Raw genomic sequence first — 17,193 nt, 5'->3', positions numbered from 1 at the left:
CGTCATGCACGTTCATCACCATACGACCTTGCAATCCCAGGGCGGCACGGCCCAGGTGGCCCACAACCTCATGGCTTGGCTTTCCCGGCACGACGTCACCGGTTCCCACACCTACGAGATCCAGGACGACGCCTCCCCCGGACAACGCCTTCCACCCATTGCCGTGGCCGAACATGTCCGCACCCCAGATAACCTCGCGAACAACACAACCACTATTCACCTCCACGGTTCAGCCGACTGGCCGACCTGTCTTGACGGATTCGCCGCCACTTCGCACCGGCTGGTCCTGACCCTCCACGACTGTCGCTTGTTCACCGGGGGCTGCGCCTATCCCCTGGACTGCGGACTTTGGAAAACCGGTTGCCGGGAGGCCTGTCCTCAAAAACTGCCCAATCCCGCCCTTCACCATCAGGTCGTGTTCCGACTGCTGGAAATGCTTCGTCCGCTGCTGATCTCCCCCTCCGCCTGGCTGAGCCGCATGGTCCGGGAGATCCATCCCCAGGCCCGAATCCACACCATCCCCAACGCCGTGCCGGAGAGCCTCGGTCCCGCGATCAAATCATCCGAGTATAAACGGGACGTCAAACGGGAACTGGGCATCGACGCCGCGGGAAAGGTCGTGCTTTTCGTGGCCCATGGGGGCAAGCAGGCCATGTACAAGGGCGGGCATCTCTGGGAGCGGCTCTGGAAGCGCGTCAAACAGGGCGAACCTCGGGCCGTGGCAGTGGCAGTGGGCGGAAATGCGATCCACCGTCACGGCGGGGACTTCATTGAGCTGCCCTATCTGGACCGGGAACGTCTCCTGCGCTGCATGGACGCCTCGGACGTGCTGATCTATCCCAGCCTGGCGGACAACCATCCCCTGATCATCCTTGAAGCCATGTCCCGGGGCCTGCCCTGCGCGGCCTTTGCCAGCGGCGGCATTCCCGAACAGATCGTCCATGAACAAAGCGGACTGCTGTCGCCTCCGGGCGACGTGGTCCGCCTGGCCGCCTCGGTTCTGGACATCCTGGGAAACCCCCGCCTGGGCAGGCAGCTCGCCCAGGCGGGCCGAGACCGGTTTATCCGCCTGTTCCAAATGGACCACATGGGCCGCCGCCACCTACGGCTCTACGCCGACTTACCGCGATCTTGACCGGACAGGGCCTCCTCGCGTTCCAGCAACGTGGGATGGGAGTAGTGAAAGGCGCTGTACCGGGGGTGGGGGGTCAGGTTGGAGAGATTTTTTTCGCTGAGCTTGCGCAGGGCGCTGATCATCGGGCCGGCGCCCGGGCCGTTTTTCCGGGCGAAGCGATCCGCCTGATATTCATGTTTGCGGGAAAGGCGATTCATCAGCGGTGAAAGCCAGAACGTGAACAGACCGGCCAGCAGGGCGAAGAGCAGAAAGGCCGGGCCCGGGCCGCTATCCGCGAAACGGAATCCAAAGGCCTCGATGAACGTCGGGCTTTGCAGCAGCCAGGCCAGCAACGCGAAAGAGGCCAGCCCGAAACCGGCGGACAGGGTCAGCATTTTCGGGATATGGCCGAGCTTGGAGTGGCCGATTTCATGGGCCAGCACGGCTTCCAGCTCCTCCTCCGACAGCTGCTCGATCAGGGTGTCGAAGAGCACGATCCGTCGGAACCGCCCGAACCCGGTGAAAAAGGCGTTGGAATGGCCGGACCGCTTGCTGCCGTCCATGACCTGGATGGTCTTGGCCTTGAACCCGGTCCGATCCGCCAAGGCCATCAGCCGCTGCCGCAGTTCGCCCTCCGGCAGCGGAGTCAGCGTGTTGAACCAGGGCAGGATCAGCATGGGGTAGAGGATCATCATCACCAGTTGAAAGATGAAAAAGACCACGAAGGCCCAAACCCACCACCATGGTCCGATCCAGTCGATCAGGAACAGGATTGCGGCCAGCAGGGGAAGGGCGATGATCACACCCAGAATCACTCCCTTGATCTTGTCCGTGACCCACAGCCGCAAGGTGCTGTTGTTGAATCCAAACCGTTCTTCCAGCCGAAACTGGGCATGATGGTCCAAAGGCAAACCGGGCAGGGACAACAGGATCATCACGGCAACCAGATACGACCCTTCCCTCCAGATCGAAGCCGACGGCCCGCCGCCGAACAGATCGTACGCCCACGGCAACAGCCCGGAAAAAAGCACCACCGCCAGGACCACCGCTCCATACGCCTCCCCGAACAGCCCGAACCGGCTTTTGGCCAGGGTGTATTCCACGGACTTCCGATACGTCGCCTCGTCCATCACCTCGCGCAAGGCCTTTGGCGGCGCATCCCGCCGCCGTCTCACTTCACGCATGTTCAAAAGAATCAGCCAGGCTTCGGTAATGACCTTGGCGACCAGGGCGGCCACAACAACGATGAGAATCAGGGTTTGCATATTTTCTCTAACTTACAGCAGGAGTTGCGGTTAGAAATAATTATTTGCCGTTTTTCGCTTCGTGAACGACAGCCCCAAAACGCGCCGGATCCAATTCCTGTTGCAGCACTTCCGTGCTTACCCGCAACGCGTCTTCCATATCCCGAACCCGATCCAGCAACTCCCCGACATCCTGGCGCACCCGGCGCAGGGATTCGGTTTCCGCCGGAGCGTCCAGGGCCTGGACCAGTTGTTCCGGCGGGGGCAGCAGATCGCCGGAGCGGGTCAGGGAGACGGAAACGAGCAGGTATCCCGGAAAAAGGCTGATCAGAAACACCGCTACGGCGGTCAGATAGAAATCAAAGGGCAGCCAGTCCCCGGCCAGCCAGCCGGAAACCAAGCGCAGGGCGGCATGACCAAAGACCAACACCGGCAGGAGATTGCCCGCCAGGGTGTGCGCGAGGCCCAGGCGCCGGGCCGCCAGTTGACCGGCGCTGGCAAGAACGGCCTGTTCCAGACGCTCTTGAAAGAGTTCCCGGGTGCGCTGATCCTGCTCGGAATGTTCCGACCTTCGGGGCAGCACGCCTTGGGAGCGCAGCACGTTTAGGCTTTGATGCAGAAGCCGGGTCGCCCAAAGCGTTTGCTCCGCTTCAGGCGTTGAAGCCGGCGGCTCAAAAGCTGATGGTTTCGCGCCGTCCAGCCGGTCCAATCCGAGGTCCTGCAAGGTTCTTCGAGCATCCTGGACGATCTCGGTCAACCGGCGTTCTTCTTCAGCTGAAAACCCTTGCAGGATGGTCCGTACGGGCAAAATCCCCTGCCAGGCGGCCTTGGCCGCATGCCACCCGGCCCGGAGCATCCTGGTCAGGGACGGCCCGCCCGCGGACATTCTGGCCAGGTGATAGGCCAGACCGGAAAAGGCCAGTCGCCCGCGCACCCAGACCGGCAGGGCCAGAAAGCCGCCCACGCGGCCCGGCGCGGCCCGCCAGGCCTGTTCCCGAATGATCCGGCGCAGCATGTCCCGGCTTTGGGGCGTGGACAGGGCTCGCAAAAAGACCGTGCGCACCCGCTGGTCCAATTCCCGCTCATGGGTCAGCAGGGTTTGATGCAGCGTCTCCAGGTCTGTGCGCGCCGATCCGGAAACAGCATGGCGGATCTGGTTGAATGCGTCCTCCACGCGCAAGGCCCGGACCTGTTCCCTGGCCCTGTGGGCGAACAGGGCGGCGCGCAATCGCTCCAACCGTTCATTCAATCCAGTTGATCCATTTTGCGCCGCGACCGCGCTGACCGCGAAAAAACCGTCCTGGTCCACGTCAAAGCCCGCTTCCCGCACCCGGCCCAGAAAATCCGCGCACACGGCCTCCCGGTCTTCTTCCGGAATCTGGTCCAGCTTGTTCAGCACGAAAAACCACCGCTTACGGGCCGCCCAACGCCGGACCTCTTCCTGGACCCTGAAGTTGGCCCGCTTGTCCGGACTGCCGACGTAGACCACGATGTCCGCCCGTTCCACCAATAGCCGGGTTCGCTCCAGATGGATGGATTCCGTGCTGTCCACGTCCGGAGCGTCGATCAGGGCCGTTCCGGACAAGCGATGATCCGCAGTCACCACGTCCGCTTCGTCGAGAAACGTGAGATGCTGTTTGTCCGCCGGGGCGGCCGCGACATGGGCGCGGGTGGTCTTGGGGCGAACAGTAGCCGAGGTCGGACTGAGGCCGGGCTTGCCCAACAGGGCGTTGAACAGTTCGGACTTGCCCACCCCGGTCCCGCCCAGCAGCACGATGCATACCGGACGGTCCAGGTATCCTTCGAAACCGCCGGACCCGACTGCTTCGTCGTCCAAGACGTTCCCGGCCCGCTCCAGGCGCAGGGCCATGGTCTGGGCCGGGGACAGGCGGTCGAACGTCCGGGCTTCCCGGATCACCTCCCGAATCCTGGCGACGATCCGTCGGGAAAACAATTGTGGCGCGATCATGGGCGACCTCCTGCATCTCGGCATATTGGCCAGCGCGCCCGGATCGCCTCCACCGCGGCCAGAAAGGCTTCGGGATCGGCCTCATCCAGGGCGCTAATCCGCTCTTGCCAACCGTGCGCGAAAAGCGGCTTCGCGAGATGCTCGCGCAGATGCGCTTCCAGTTCGTCCCGGCGCTGGGCCCGCCATTTGGCGTCGGCCTTTTCCAGGATGTCCTTGAGCTTGAGTTCCTCGAACATTTTCAACACCGTTCCCACGCCCAGGCTTCCGGCCCCAGCGGCCCCGGCCACGCCGAGCTGACCTACCGCCCCGAATATGCCGCCGGACACGGCCAGATCCAGGACCAGGGCCGCGCCGCCCAGCAACACCAGCATCTCGGACAACGTCCCCACCAGGGAGCCGTACCAGGGGTGCTGCTTCGACCAATCCCGGACGTCGGCCCGGAGCGCCTCTTTCCAATCGTCGCGCACCGGCGGCGGCTCTTGTTCCTGAAAATGCCGGGCCGCTTCCCGGCACCTCCGGGCGGAGAACAGGTCCGCCTCCGTGGAAAAATCCCGTCGCCAGGTCTCCAGAAGCACGTCCACGGCTTCTTCCAATCGCCGCCGTTCCAGTTGCCGGCGATCCCGGAGCACCGCACGGCGCTCGGTCTTGCGAAATCTTTTGAACAAGGAGCGCACGGACAGCAGCATGCCCGCGGCCTGGGACACGGGGAGGGTGATCATCCGCAGCCACCCCGGGCGACTTTCCTTGACCACGTCGATGATCAGTTCCACCAGTTCCCCGGCTGGAAACTGGGACCCGGCGATCCGTTCGCTGACCTCGATGATCCGCTGATCCGAGGTCTCCAGACGCCGACGCAGCTCCTCCCGAGTCGCCGCGGCTTCCCGAGCCAGCCCCTGGGCCGCGCTCAGCCCCTGGTCCAAAACCTCCAGCAGATTGGACCAGTACACCTCCACGGCGTCCCGGCCCTTGATCAGGGACCAGAAATCCGGCGCATCCGGGTTCAACGGACGGATGTCTTTCATGCGCGGTGAAACGTCGCGCGGAGCATAATAGACGTTCGCCTGTTCCAGAAATTCGCCGATCCGCCGCCCGTCTCCGCGCGGGGTCTGAAACTCTGGAGCGTCGCGGACGTGCTGGAGCACGTCCTCCCAGATTATCCGGGCCGCTTCCGCCTCCTTCGGAGCGGACAGCTTGGTGATCAGATAGACGAGATGCCCGGCCCGCCCGGCCGCGGCCCGAAGCTGCTCCATCACCGCGGCGTCCTTGTACGCCTCTGGATAGACCGTGAAGATCACGGTTTCCGCCCGCCCAAGCATGGCCTCGGCCCGGGTCCTGTTGGCCTGTTCCACTGTGTTGAAATCCGGCACGTCCACCAGAATCAGCCAGGCTGATTCCGCAACCTGCTTTGGTTCCTGATCCTGGTAAAACTGAAAAAAAAGATCCGTCGCCGGTCGCTGTCCATCGCGCAGTACGTCCAGTTCCGTCAACGGATGCATCCGAAAGCCGGGAAAGAGTTCATCCAGGTCCAGGACGCCCCGCAGCGGCTCCGGCACGGCAGCGGCGCAGTTGAAGGTCATCGGCCGCCGGGTTTCCCCGGCCGGCACGGGAATGCCGGTCAACAGCCGAAAAATCGTACTCTTCCCGGCCCCGCTGGGCCCGAAGAGCACGCAGACCAGACATATCCTGCCCTCATGGGTAATAATCCGCCCCGGCCTGCCCACCAACTCGGACCACCCAGGCAGTTCGCTCAGATCAGCATCATCTCGACCCAAGGCCCGATGCAGTCTGGGTACATATTCCAGAAGGCGGTTGAGTTGCTGCTGAGTAAATGATGGGAATTCGGTTTTGGGCATGGTTTATCGGGCTTGCATCGTGGTATCGGAATCAAAAGAGATAAAAGGACACAAAACAAATTGGCGACTGCGACAAGGTAGCCGTTCGTGCTTTTCCAAACCAGGGTCCAAAGGATAATATCGACATGCGTGAAGCAGTCAAAACTGGAGGGAAGAGCCGAAAAATCTGAACTCAGGTAACTCTTCGGCTTCGTTGCACCCTATAAATCAGAGCTTGATAATTTTACATTTCTTTGTCAATGATAACACGGTAAAGATCACGAAAGCCCTCATTGATCCTTTGTTTCAGCAGTATTTCAGGAAGCAACCGACATGAGTGAAAATGATTTGCCTGAATCGCTCAAGACAAAACTGGTCCAGTCGATAAAATCGAAGCCCATTCAAGAAAACGGCATGAATCTCTTGATGCGCCTTGGTGAGCGACTGCATCTTCAGATATATAATGCAAACGAACGGTTGTGGGGCGAACTGGTGGGTTTCAAACAGGGCGAATTTCTTCTGGTTTGGTTGCCGAACCTGACCGCCCATCGAAAAATATTGGCTGACAATAGTGAAGTCACCCTACGGGGCATGAATGTTGATTTTCAACTGTGTGGATTCACCACAACCATATCCAAAATTCTGCTCACTCCTTATCCACTTCTTTTTCTCACCTTTCCGAAAGTTTTCGAAAAGCTGCATCTCAGGCGCCACGACCGGGTGGAATGCTTTCTTCCAGCCCAAGTGCTGCTCGATGGAAATGAATATAAGGCCATGATCGTCAACCTGTCCCTGGGAGGTGCGCGAATCATTCTGAACAAGGAAAGTGCTATCTTTTCCCCGGAACAATTCGAAAGTCGGGAAATTTACCTTGTTTTCAAAACCGTCGACAATGGCAAGGAAGCGTATGCCAAATCCCTCGTCCGTAGTGCGCGTAACAATGATTCAAAATTGACCCTGGGGCTAGAATTTCTTGATCTCATCGGCGAATCATACATTATAATTCATAAGTATGTCGCCAGCATCAAGGAGTATTATGCCTTGAAACAGGAATAATTGACCATGAATCAAACGCTGTCGCCACAACAAAAAACAACATACCTGCCGATTTTTATCGGACGACAGACTGTTTACGATACTCGTCTAAACGTCTGGGGACATGAACTTTTATTCAGGTCCGGCGGGACGGAAAATGTTGCTCGCTTTTCGGACCCGGAGCAGGCCACGGCTATGGTGATTACCGAGGGCTTTTCCATGGCGACCGAATCAATCCCAAAAGGTAGAAAAATATTTATCAACTACCCAAAAGGATTACTTTTAAAAAACGCCCCTCTCGCCTTGCCCCGTGAAGACTGCGTCATCGAGGTCCTCGAAACCGTGGAACCGACCCCGGAAATCATTGCAGCCTTGAGTACGCTCAAAGACAATGGATACACCATTGCCCTGGACGATTATGTAGGACAGCCTGGATACGATCCCTTATTGAAATTGGCGGATATCATCAAAGTTGATTTATTGGGTCGTCCTTGGACGGAAATCATCAAAATTGGACAGAAACTACACAAGTACAAGTGCTTACTCCTGGCCGAAAAAGTGGAAGACAGGCCGACGTTGGAATTGGCCACATCCCTGGGTTTTTCTTTTTTTCAAGGTTTTTTCTTTTCCCGGCCAGAAATCATCACCGGTAGAAGCATTCCAACGGCCGCAGTCAACCGAATCCGTCTTATCCATGAATTAAGCGCAAAAGACTTCGAAGTATCCGAGGTGGCAAAAATCATCAGCCAAGATCCTGGGATGAGTTTCCGGTTGTTAAAGCATATCAATTCCGTCTTCTATTCCTTCAGGCATAATATTCGTTCCATAGCCCAGGCCGTAACCTTGATGGGCTCCCGAGCCGTTAAGCAATGGGCCATGCTGTCCATGCTTGCCGACCTTGGCTCTGAAGGAAAAATTCAGGAACTGCTTTTCAGCAGTGTTCACCGGGCGCGGTTTCTTGAAATACTCGCCGCGGAGACGAATCACCGCAAAAATCCACCAGACACCATGTTCCTGCTCGGACTCTTCTCCAACCTCGACGCCATGCTCAACCTCCCCATGGAAGACATCCTCGTCCATTTGCCGTTGGAAAAAGAAATAAGCGCGGCATTGTGTGGAGAAGAAAACTTCATGCGCCAGTGGATCAAAATGACCATTGCCGTGGAAAGGGGAGACTGGGCAAGCGTGAAATCCATGATCGACTACTTCCGGCTGGATGAACAAAAAACAGCCCTGAATCACCTGCAGGCAGCCGATTGGGCGTACAAAATGCTCTTTGCCCAGCAAGCAGATGAGGAGAAGGATGAGAAGTAAGTAAAAATTTAATCAATAATAATGCCAAATTACACGCCACACTTTTCAATATATCCCTCCAGTCTCGACATACCTTCTTCCAGTTTTTCCAGTGAATTGGCGTAGGAAAAGCGCAAAAAGCCCTCGGTGTTGGCGCCAAAGTCGATGCCCGGGGCCACGCCGATCTTAGCCTTGTCCAGGATGTCGAAAGCCAGTTTCAAGGAATCCGTTCCCAGATGCCGAGCATTGGCCAGGACGTAGAAGGCACCGGTGGGCTCCACGGCAACGCCCAGGCCGAGTTCCCGCAGCCGACGGACCAGAAACTTGCGTCGCTGATCATAGACGGCCCGCATCCGGGCCACGTCCGGTCCGGCGGATTCCAGGGCCGCGATGCCGGCCCATTGGGCCATGGCGTTGGCGGAAATGAAGAAGTTCTGGTGCAGGATGCGCAGGGTGGGGATGAATTCCCTTGGGGCGACGACGTAGCCCAGCCGCCAGCCGGTCATGGCGTAGGCCTTGGAAAACCCGTTGAAGACGAAGGCCCGGTCCGTGAATTCGAGGATGCTGCGCTCCCGGCCCTCGTAAACCAGGCCGTGATATATCTCATCGGAGAGAATCCAGGGGTGCCCTTCCGACTCGGCGCAGATCCGGGCCAGGGTTTGCATCCGTTCAGCGGAGAGCAGGGTCCCGGCGGGATTGGACGGGGAATTGATCAGCAGCCCGCGGGTCTTGGGTGTAATCCTGGATCGCACGTCCTCGGGCCGGAACTGGAAACCGTCCTCTTCCAACGTGGGCACGCACACCGGCACGCCGCCGACGAAGCGCACGAAATTCAGATAGCAGGCATAGTGGGGGTCCGAGACGATGATCTCCTCGCCCATGGCCAACAGGGCCGAAAAAACCAGGAACATGGCCGGCGAGGTGCCGGCGGTGACGATGATCTGCTCCGGATGGACCTCTACGCCGTAGGTTGTCGTATAATGGCGCCAGATGGCCTCCCGCAGCTCGATGATCCCCTGGCTGTGGGTGTAGTGGGTATGGCCGTCCATCAAGGCCTTGCAGGCGGCCTGCTTGATGCACTCCGGGGTGTCGAAGTCCGGCTCGCCGATCTGCATGTGGATCACGTCGTATCCCTGGCAGGCGATGCTTTGACATTTCTCAAGTACTTCCATTACATAAAACGGCTTCATGCCGGTACAGCGATGTCGACTCATGATGTGCGCTCCAGTGCGATTTGATCGCGGGTTTCTGTCCGGGATTTTGCCCGCGACCGCAATCCCAAACTCTATGCCAGGACGAACGGAAAGAAAAGTTTGACCCATCAGTCGCCCCTCCTTTCAGAATCTGATTTTGCCAGCCATCACCATCAGCACCTGTTTCATGTTGCCGGAGAAGGATATTTCCTGACATGGTTCGACCGGGATCTGGAACAAATCCTGGACCAAGCATGGCGTTCTTCGCCCAGCGCGGCATTCGCCCTTCATCAACAAATGGCCCGGCGGATCATGGAAACGCTGGTCGCTCATATTCCCCAGGTTCACGAACACGGGTGCGCTCCGTTGCCGCCCTGGACTCAGGCTTTGGATCAGGCCATGGTTTCGCTTGACGTCCGATATCTCCCCGAAGGCGGATTCAACCGCGCATACGCGGTGTTGACCTTCTGGCCGTGGCGGAACGCGTGCGCCGGATGCGCTCTGCGCCGAAGCGATCATGGCCCTGATCAATGGGATTGCGAAGGACGGATTTTCGATGTTCGCAACTTTATTTGAACACCACCCGCCAAGCCTGATAAATGGACATAAAAATCTTATTATTTAAATATGATGACAAAGATAGGAAAAGCATGGTATATATCTTCGTTTTTTAAGAACAGAACACACCTCTCCCCTGAGCCGCCCCTCCCCAACGAACATCGGAGACTTTACTCCGCACTGGAGCGGCAACATTTTTTTCATGAAACAAATCAAGTAAATATGTCGAATATCAACAAAGTGACAATGCTCATAACAAGAGGAGTATTCATATGAAATTTCTTATACAGAGAGAAGAAATTCTCCCCGCCCTCCAACAGGCTGCCCAGATCACCAGCGTGAAGACCGGAGCGGTGTACCTTCGATCAACGTGGCTCAAGGTGGAAAAGGACCAATTGCGGATCATGGCCACGGATTCAAACATCGAATTCTTCGGCGTCTTCTCCCCAGAGGTCAAGGAAGACGGACTAGTGGGCGTCAACGGACGCCATTTGTACGACCTGATCCGTAAACTCCATCCCGGAGAGTTGCAGTTTCTGGTGGAAGAAGAAGCCAAGAACCTGGTGGTCAAGCAGAACAAGCGCAAGTATGTCTTGCCCATCAATGAAAACTACTGGTTTCAGCCTCTTTCCGTCTTTCCCGAGGAAAACGCCGTCTCCCTGTCCGGAGCGACCCTCTCCACGATCATCGACAAGGTCTCCTATTCCGTCAGCGATGACGACACTTTGCAGGCCTTCAACTGCATGCTCCTGAAATACGCGTCCAAGGACCAGAAAGTCGATTTTTGCGGTCTGAACGGCCATCAATTGGCCTTGTGCAAACTGGAGCATGAAGGGCTGCAAAACCTGTTGCCGGAACAGGGCATTTTGATCAGCAAGAAGTATCTCCATGAACTGAAGCGCATGATTCCCCTGAAGGAAATCGAACTGAACATCCAGAACAACCGTTTTTATTGCCGTTCCGTGGATCACAAGGAGAACATCAGTCTTCCTCTGTCCTTGTACGAATATCCGGACTACAACCAGTTGCTGGCCAAACACGCCGCGCCGGATCCCAGCGGAATGGACGTGGATCGTCGTGGTTTGGTGGACGCCCTGGACCGGATTCTGATCTTCAATACGGAAAACAGCATGTGCACGTTTTTCGAGTTCAGCGAAGGCATGGTGCAGATGGACGTCCAATCCGAGGAAAAGGGCGAAGCCAAGGAATTTCTGGATGTCGTGTTTCAGGGCAATTTGAAGAAGATCGCCTTCCCAACACGGGATATGATTGAAATTCTCTCCCACTTCGAGTCGGACCAAATCCACTTTCACTTCACCAGCTCGGATGGACCGTGCTTTATTGAAGATGTCAATGATCCGGATTACAAGGTCTTGATCATGCCCATGCAGATATCCGACGAAGTGGTGTACACGGATACTGAAGAATAAAGCTCGGACCTGATCATGCTCTGCACGTCACAAAAGTAATCAGCACAAGGATTTTCCCGCAATGGAACATGAGAATAAATATACCGCTAGTAATATAACCGTACTTGAGGGCCTTTCCGCCGTCCGGAAACGTCCTTCCATGTACATCGGCAGCACCAGTGCCCAGGGTTTGCACCATCTGGTCTATGAAGTAGTGGACAACAGCATCGACGAGTCCATGGCCGGGTATTGCTCCAAGATTCAGGTCCAGCTCCATCTGGACAACAGCATCACGGTCAGCGACGACGGTCGCGGCATTCCCGTGGACATCCATCCCAAAGAGAAAAAGCCGGCCGTGGAAGTGGTCATGACCGTGCTGCATGCCGGCGGCAAGTTCGACAAGGACACATACAAGGTTTCCGGCGGCCTGCACGGGGTGGGCGTGTCCGTGGTCAACGCCCTGTCCTCGTCCCTGGAAGTGATCATCAAGCGCGACGGCAAGAAGTATTTTCAGCGCTACGAACGAGGGGTTCCGGTCACGCAGCTGAAGGAAATAGGCACGTCCCAGAACACGGGGACGATCATCCGCTTTCATCCGGACGAGGACATTTTCGAGACCGTTGAGTTTAATCCGAACACGCTCAAGAAGCGGTTCGATGAACTGGCTTACCTGAACAGCAAGATCGAAATCGAATTCATCGATGATCAGAACAACGAGGTCCATACCTTCAAGCACGAAGGGGGCATTGTCTCCTTTATCGAGGACCTCAACGCCAGCGAGCAGACCATCGGCCAGATCATTTCCGGAACCAGCGAAGCCGGCGGCGTGATCACGGAATTCGCCCTGCAGTACAACACCAATTACAAGGAAAACGTTCACACCTTCGTGAACAACATCTGCACCCACGAAGGCGGTTCACACTTGGCGGGCTTCAAGTCCGCCCTGACCAGGGCCATCAACAACTACGCCACGAACTCGGACGCGGCCAAAAAGAGCAAGGTCAAGATCTCCGGAGACGACGTGCGCGAGGGGCTGACCGCGGTGATCAGCCTGAAGCATCCGGATCCCCAGTTCGAAGGCCAGACCAAGACCAAGCTGGGCAACAGCGAGGTCGCCGGAATCGTCTCCTCCTCGGTTTACGAGACCTTGAACCGTTATCTGGAGGAAAATCCTAAGGACGCCAAGGCGATCATTGAGAAGATCGTGGACACGGCCCGGGCTCGGGAGGCAGCGCGCAAGGCCAAGGAACTGGTGCGCAAGGGGCCTCTGGCTGGTTTTTCCCTGCCTGGAAAGCTGGCTGACTGTCAGACCAAGAATCCTGAGGAAAGCGAGCTGTTCATCGTCGAGGGCGACAGCGCCGGCGGTTCGGCCAAGCAGGGCCGTAATCCCAAGTTTCAGGCCATTTTGCCCCTGCGCGGCAAGATTTTGAACGTGGAGAAGACGCGGATGGACAAGATACTGTCCAACAAGGAAATCCAGGCCCTGATCACGGCCATGGGCGTGGGCACCGGGGAAGAAGATGTAGATTTGAGCCGCCTGCGCTACCACAAGGTGATCATCATGACCGACGCGGACGTGGACGGCTCGCACATCCGAACCCTGCTGCTGACTTTCTTTTTCCGCAAATTCCGCTCTCTGATCGACCAGGGATACGTCTACATCGGACAGCCTCCGTTGTTTCGCATCCACAAGGCCAATTTCGAGAAGTACATCCATGACGCGGATGAAATGGACACGTTTCTTCTGGAAAAGACCGCGAACCAGTTCGTCTTGCAGGGCGAGGGGGACCAACGCATCGAGAACAGCAAACTGCTGACTTTGCTCAAGGCCGTGAAACGCATCCAGGCCTTTTCCGCGGACGCGCGTAATCTGGGCCTGACCGCGGACCTGTTTTTCCGTCTGGTGTCCTACCGAATGCGCCTGGATGAAGATCTGCGGGACATCAATCTGCCGGCCTTTCAGGAGTACATGAAGCTGCATGGCTATTTCGCGGACGTGACCCACGAAACGTCGGAGATCGAAACCATCGCCTTCATGCGTTTCACCCATGAAAACGGCTATTACGTCAAACTCAAGGGCGAATTTTTCAAGTCCAAGGGATACGTGAAATCCTTTGACCAGATCAGCAAGATAGTGGAGGAGCATGGGACGCTGTTTTTCAAGGTATTCAAGGGCGAGGACAAGGTCGCGGAGATGGACCTGTACGATTTGTACGCCTTTTTGCTGGCCGAGACCCAAAAAATGTACAATATCCAGCGGTACAAAGGTCTTGGTGAAATGAATCCCGAGCAGCTCTGGTCCACGACCATGAACCCCGAGGCCCGAACTCTGCTTCAGGTCAACGTGGAGGACGCCGTCGAGGCGGACCAGATTTTCTCACGGCTGATGGGCGATAATGTGGAGCAACGCCGGATTTTCATCGAAAAAAACGCCCTGTTCGTGGACCAACTGGACATCTGATTTTTTCGCGGCCCTTTTCGGGCCTTTCGTTCAGAACGGCTGACGCATGATCAGCCGATTATTTTTCGGAGCCATCGTGAAGAACAACATATTTATCGAAGAGGAAATGCAGCGCTCCTATTTGGAGTACGCCCTGAGCGTGATCATCGGCCGGGCCATTCCCGATGTCCGGGACGGGCTCAAGCCGGTACATCGGCGGATTCTGTTCGCCATGCACGACCTGGGGAACACCTATAACCGAGCGTACAAGAAATCGGCCCGCATCGTCGGTGACGTGATCGGTAAGTATCACCCCCACGGCGACAGCGCGGTGTACGACGCCATGGTCCGCATGGCCCAGGATTTTTCCATGCGCGAACCCCTGGTGGACGGGCAGGGCAACTTCGGGTCCCTGGACGGCGACGCTCCGGCGGCCATGCGGTACACGGAAGTGCGCATGGCCAGGCTGACCTCGGAATTCTTGCAGGACATCGACAAGGAAACCGTTCCCTTCCGGCCCAACTACGACAACACCTTGCAGGAGCCGGAAATCCTGCCCACCAAGGTGCCCAATCTGCTGCTCAACGGTTCGTCCGGGATCGCGGTGGGCATGGCCACTAACATTCCGCCGCACAACCTCGGCGAGTTGATCGACGGCCTGCTGCTGTTGCTCGGCAAGCCCGAAGCCGAGGTGGCGGACCTGCTGGAGTGCATCAAGGGGCCGGACTTTCCCACCGGCGGGTTCATTTACGGCCGACACGGGATTATCGACGCCTTCAAGACCGGCAAGGGCTCCATCAAGGTCCGGGGCAAGGTGGAGATCGAGGAACGCTCCAAACAGGCCGAGTCCATCGTGATTACCGAGATCCCCTATGCCCTGAACAAGGCCAGCCTCGTGGAGAAGATCGCCCAGATCGTCCATGAAAAAAAGGTGGAGGGGATCAGCGACCTGCGGGACGAGTCCGATCGCAACGGAATTCGGATCGTCATGGACCTGAAGAGAAACGCCATCCCGGAAGTGGTGATCAATTCCCTGTACAAATTCACGCCATTGGAATCATGGTATCACATCAACACCCTGGCGGTGGTCCACAACAGGCCCCAGCTTCTGAAGTTGAAAGACGTTCTGGAACTGTTCATCGAACACCGCAAGGAAGTGGTCCTGAACCGGACCCGCTACGACCTGAACAAGGCCGAACAGCGGGCGCATATTTTGGAAGGGCTGAAGATCGCCCTGGAGAACATCGACGAGGTTATCGAGCTGATCAAGTCCTCCAAGACGCCCGCGGAGGCCAAACAGAAACTGATCACCCGCTTTGCCTTCACGGACCTTCAGAGTCAGGCCATCCTGGACATGCGTTTGCAGCGCCTGACCAACCTGGAGCGGGACAAGCTCTTGGCCGAGTACCAGGAACTGCTCAAGCGAATCGAATATTTGCAGAGTATTCTGCGGAACGTGGAGGTTTTACTCCAGGTGATCCGTGATGAGTTGGTGGAGATCAAGAAACAATACGCCACGCCGCGGCGGTCCGTGATCGTGGAGGAAGACGCCGGCAGCATCAATATGGAAGATCTGGTGGGCGACACGGAGGTGGTGATCACCCTGTCCCAACGAGGTTATATCAAGCGCACGCCCATGGACACCTATCAGCAGCAAAAGCGCGGCGGCCGCGGCATCTACGGGGCTTCCACTATTTCCGAGGACATTATTTCCCAGATGTTCACCACCACGAACCACAACTTCATCCTGCTGTTTACCAACAAGGGCCGGATGTACAAGATCAAGGCCTACAACATTCCCGAGGGTTCGCGCACGGCCCGGGGCGTTCATGCCTCAAATCTGCTGCCCCTGGACAAGGACGAGTTCATCGCTACGGCCATGACCATCAAGGATTTCGCCACGGACAAGGACTTTCTGTTCGCCACCAAAAGGGGCGTGGTAAAGCGCTCCCAGGCCCAGCTCTACGTCAACTGCCGCCAGAGCGGCCTGAAGGCGGTCAATCTCCATCCGGAAGACGAACTGATCACCGTGCGGGAGATTTCCACCTCCGCGGAGGTGGTCCTGATCACCAAGCACGGCAAGTCCATCCGGTTTTCCAGTTCGGATATCCGCTCCACTGGTCGGGCTACGGCCGGGGTCAAGGGGATGGACCTGAACCACGACGACCAGGTGGTGTCCTGCGTGGTCACGGACGACGACCAGCGTGAGGAAGTGTTGACCGTTTCGGCCAACGGCTACGGCAAGCGCACCCTGATCGAGAACTATCGCAGTCAGTCGAGAGGCGGAAAAGGGGTCATCAACATGCGCGTGACGCCCAAGACCGGCAACGTGGTCGGTTCGGTCCTGGTCCAGGCGGAAGACGACCTGTTGATCCTGACCAGCGCCGGAAAGATTATCCGGATGAACGTGGCCGGAATCAGCCGCGTGGGCCGCGACGCCCAAGGCGTGACCCTGGTGCGCATGGATCCGGATGTCTCGGTGGTCGGTTTCGATAGGGTCGATGCGGATGAAAAGGAATTATTGGACAACGGAATGGATGAAAGCTGATTATACTGGTTTAGGGTGAAACAATAAAAAAATTTTCTGATGACGCCTTTATGCCGCCCTTACAGGGCTATTTTTGTTTTAACTTCATCTACCCAGGGCGTTGCCCTGGGCTATAATATGTCGCCCCGTTGGGGCTTCAGACAAGCCCTGAAAGGGCGAACTACCGTAGCCCAGGGCAACGCCCTGGGTAAAACGCCCCCCAACAATAATAGCCCTGAAAGGGCGGCATAAAATGATGCAACGCGAGCCCAAAAACAGCGATGGCCCTCTTGGAACGCCAACAAATTTAAATATTCAACCTCAAGCAGTATAACGCGCTACGTGCCGTCCATGCGACGTTGAAAAAAAAGAAGCTCTCGCGGTTTCATCTGCGAGAGCTTCTTTTTTTTATGAAAACGCCGCAAACGATGCGGCTTATCTGCCAAAAATCGCCCCTTTGGCCGCTGAAGCAGCCAAGCGGGCGTCGCGGCGTAGGACTTGGGAAGTGATTTCCCGTTCCCGGGGCTTCCATTTTTCCCGCCGGGCCGCGAGCTCCCGGTAGTCCACCAGAAGGTTCAG

The 17,193-nt window shown here is 57.1% G+C and carries 11 protein-coding genes; 7 read left to right on the top strand and 4 right to left on the bottom strand.

Annotated features, from left to right (window positions below; translation table 11 throughout):
* The first annotated feature begins 4 nt into the window (after nucleotides 1-4).
* Nucleotides 5-1,135 carry a glycosyltransferase gene (locus GY33_RS0113115; protein ID WP_031387765.1) on the top strand — a complete coding sequence of 377 codons (1,131 nt, stop codon included), beginning with the start codon at nucleotides 5-7 and terminating at the stop codon, nucleotides 1,133-1,135.
* Here GY33_RS0113115 and GY33_RS0113110 read toward each other — a convergent pair.
* The 3 genes from GY33_RS0113110 to GY33_RS19280 are packed head-to-tail and all read right to left on the bottom strand — an operon-like array spanning nucleotide 1,111 to nucleotide 6,180.
* A complete protein-coding gene (locus tag GY33_RS0113110; protein ID WP_031387764.1) occupies nucleotides 1,111-2,379 on the bottom strand; it encodes a M48 family metallopeptidase in 1,269 nt (422 codons plus the stop codon). The genes GY33_RS0113115 and GY33_RS0113110 overlap by 25 nt on opposite strands.
* A gap of 40 nt (nucleotides 2,380-2,419) precedes the next feature.
* On the bottom strand, nucleotides 2,420-4,327 hold the full coding sequence (locus tag GY33_RS0113105; protein ID WP_031387763.1) for a GTPase: 1,908 nt from the start codon (nucleotides 4,325-4,327) through the stop codon (nucleotides 2,420-2,422).
* The gene (locus tag GY33_RS19280; RefSeq protein WP_152555193.1) at nucleotides 4,324-6,180 is read right to left on the bottom strand and encodes a P-loop NTPase family protein; all 1,857 of its coding nucleotides are present in this window, start codon (nucleotides 6,178-6,180) and stop codon (nucleotides 4,324-4,326) included. Before GY33_RS19280 ends, GY33_RS0113105 begins: the two co-directional genes overlap by 4 nt.
* 312 nt (nucleotides 6,181-6,492) lie before the next feature.
* On the opposite strand from GY33_RS19280, the gene GY33_RS0113095 reads away from it, so the two are divergent.
* Together GY33_RS0113095 and GY33_RS0113090 are read left to right on the top strand one after the other, a co-directional pair.
* A complete protein-coding gene (locus tag GY33_RS0113095) occupies nucleotides 6,493-7,215 on the top strand; it encodes a PilZ domain-containing protein (RefSeq protein ID WP_031387762.1) in 723 nt (240 codons plus the stop codon).
* A gap of 6 nt (nucleotides 7,216-7,221) precedes the next feature.
* Nucleotides 7,222-8,508, top strand: coding sequence for an EAL and HDOD domain-containing protein (locus GY33_RS0113090; protein ID WP_051822624.1), 1,287 nt, complete (start codon nucleotides 7,222-7,224; stop codon nucleotides 8,506-8,508).
* A gap of 29 nt (nucleotides 8,509-8,537) precedes the next feature.
* Here GY33_RS0113090 and GY33_RS0113085 read toward each other — a convergent pair whose 3' ends face one another.
* Nucleotides 8,538-9,701 (bottom strand): pyridoxal phosphate-dependent aminotransferase, encoded by a 1,164-nt coding sequence (locus GY33_RS0113085; RefSeq protein WP_031387760.1) that lies wholly within the window; start codon nucleotides 9,699-9,701, stop codon nucleotides 8,538-8,540.
* 99 nt (nucleotides 9,702-9,800) lie between these two features.
* Here GY33_RS0113085 and GY33_RS0113080 point away from each other — a divergent pair, with 99 nt between their 5' ends.
* The 4 genes from GY33_RS0113080 (at nucleotide 9,801) to gyrA (ending at nucleotide 16,635) form a co-directional block, all read left to right on the top strand.
* On the top strand, nucleotides 9,801-10,256 hold the full coding sequence (locus GY33_RS0113080) for a hypothetical protein (RefSeq protein WP_031387759.1): 456 nt from the start codon (nucleotides 9,801-9,803) through the stop codon (nucleotides 10,254-10,256).
* A gap of 254 nt (nucleotides 10,257-10,510) precedes the next feature.
* Entirely contained in the window at nucleotides 10,511-11,668 is a 1,158-nt protein-coding gene (dnaN, locus tag GY33_RS0113075; RefSeq protein ID WP_031387758.1) for a DNA polymerase III subunit beta, read from the top strand.
* A gap of 61 nt (nucleotides 11,669-11,729) precedes the next feature.
* Nucleotides 11,730-14,108 (top strand): DNA topoisomerase (ATP-hydrolyzing) subunit B, encoded by a 2,379-nt coding sequence (gene gyrB / locus GY33_RS0113070; RefSeq protein ID WP_031387757.1) that lies wholly within the window; start codon nucleotides 11,730-11,732, stop codon nucleotides 14,106-14,108.
* Nucleotides 14,109-14,184: 76 nt separating this feature from the next.
* Entirely contained in the window at nucleotides 14,185-16,635 is a 2,451-nt protein-coding gene (gyrA, locus tag GY33_RS0113065) for a DNA gyrase subunit A (RefSeq protein ID WP_031387756.1), read from the top strand.
* Nucleotides 16,636-17,193 lie beyond the last annotated feature (558 nt).

The organism is Desulfonatronum thiodismutans, from assembly GCF_000717475.1.
GTDB lineage: Bacteria > Desulfobacterota > Desulfovibrionia > Desulfovibrionales > Desulfonatronaceae > Desulfonatronum > Desulfonatronum thiodismutans.
This window is presented reverse-complemented; position numbering and strand designations above follow the sequence as displayed.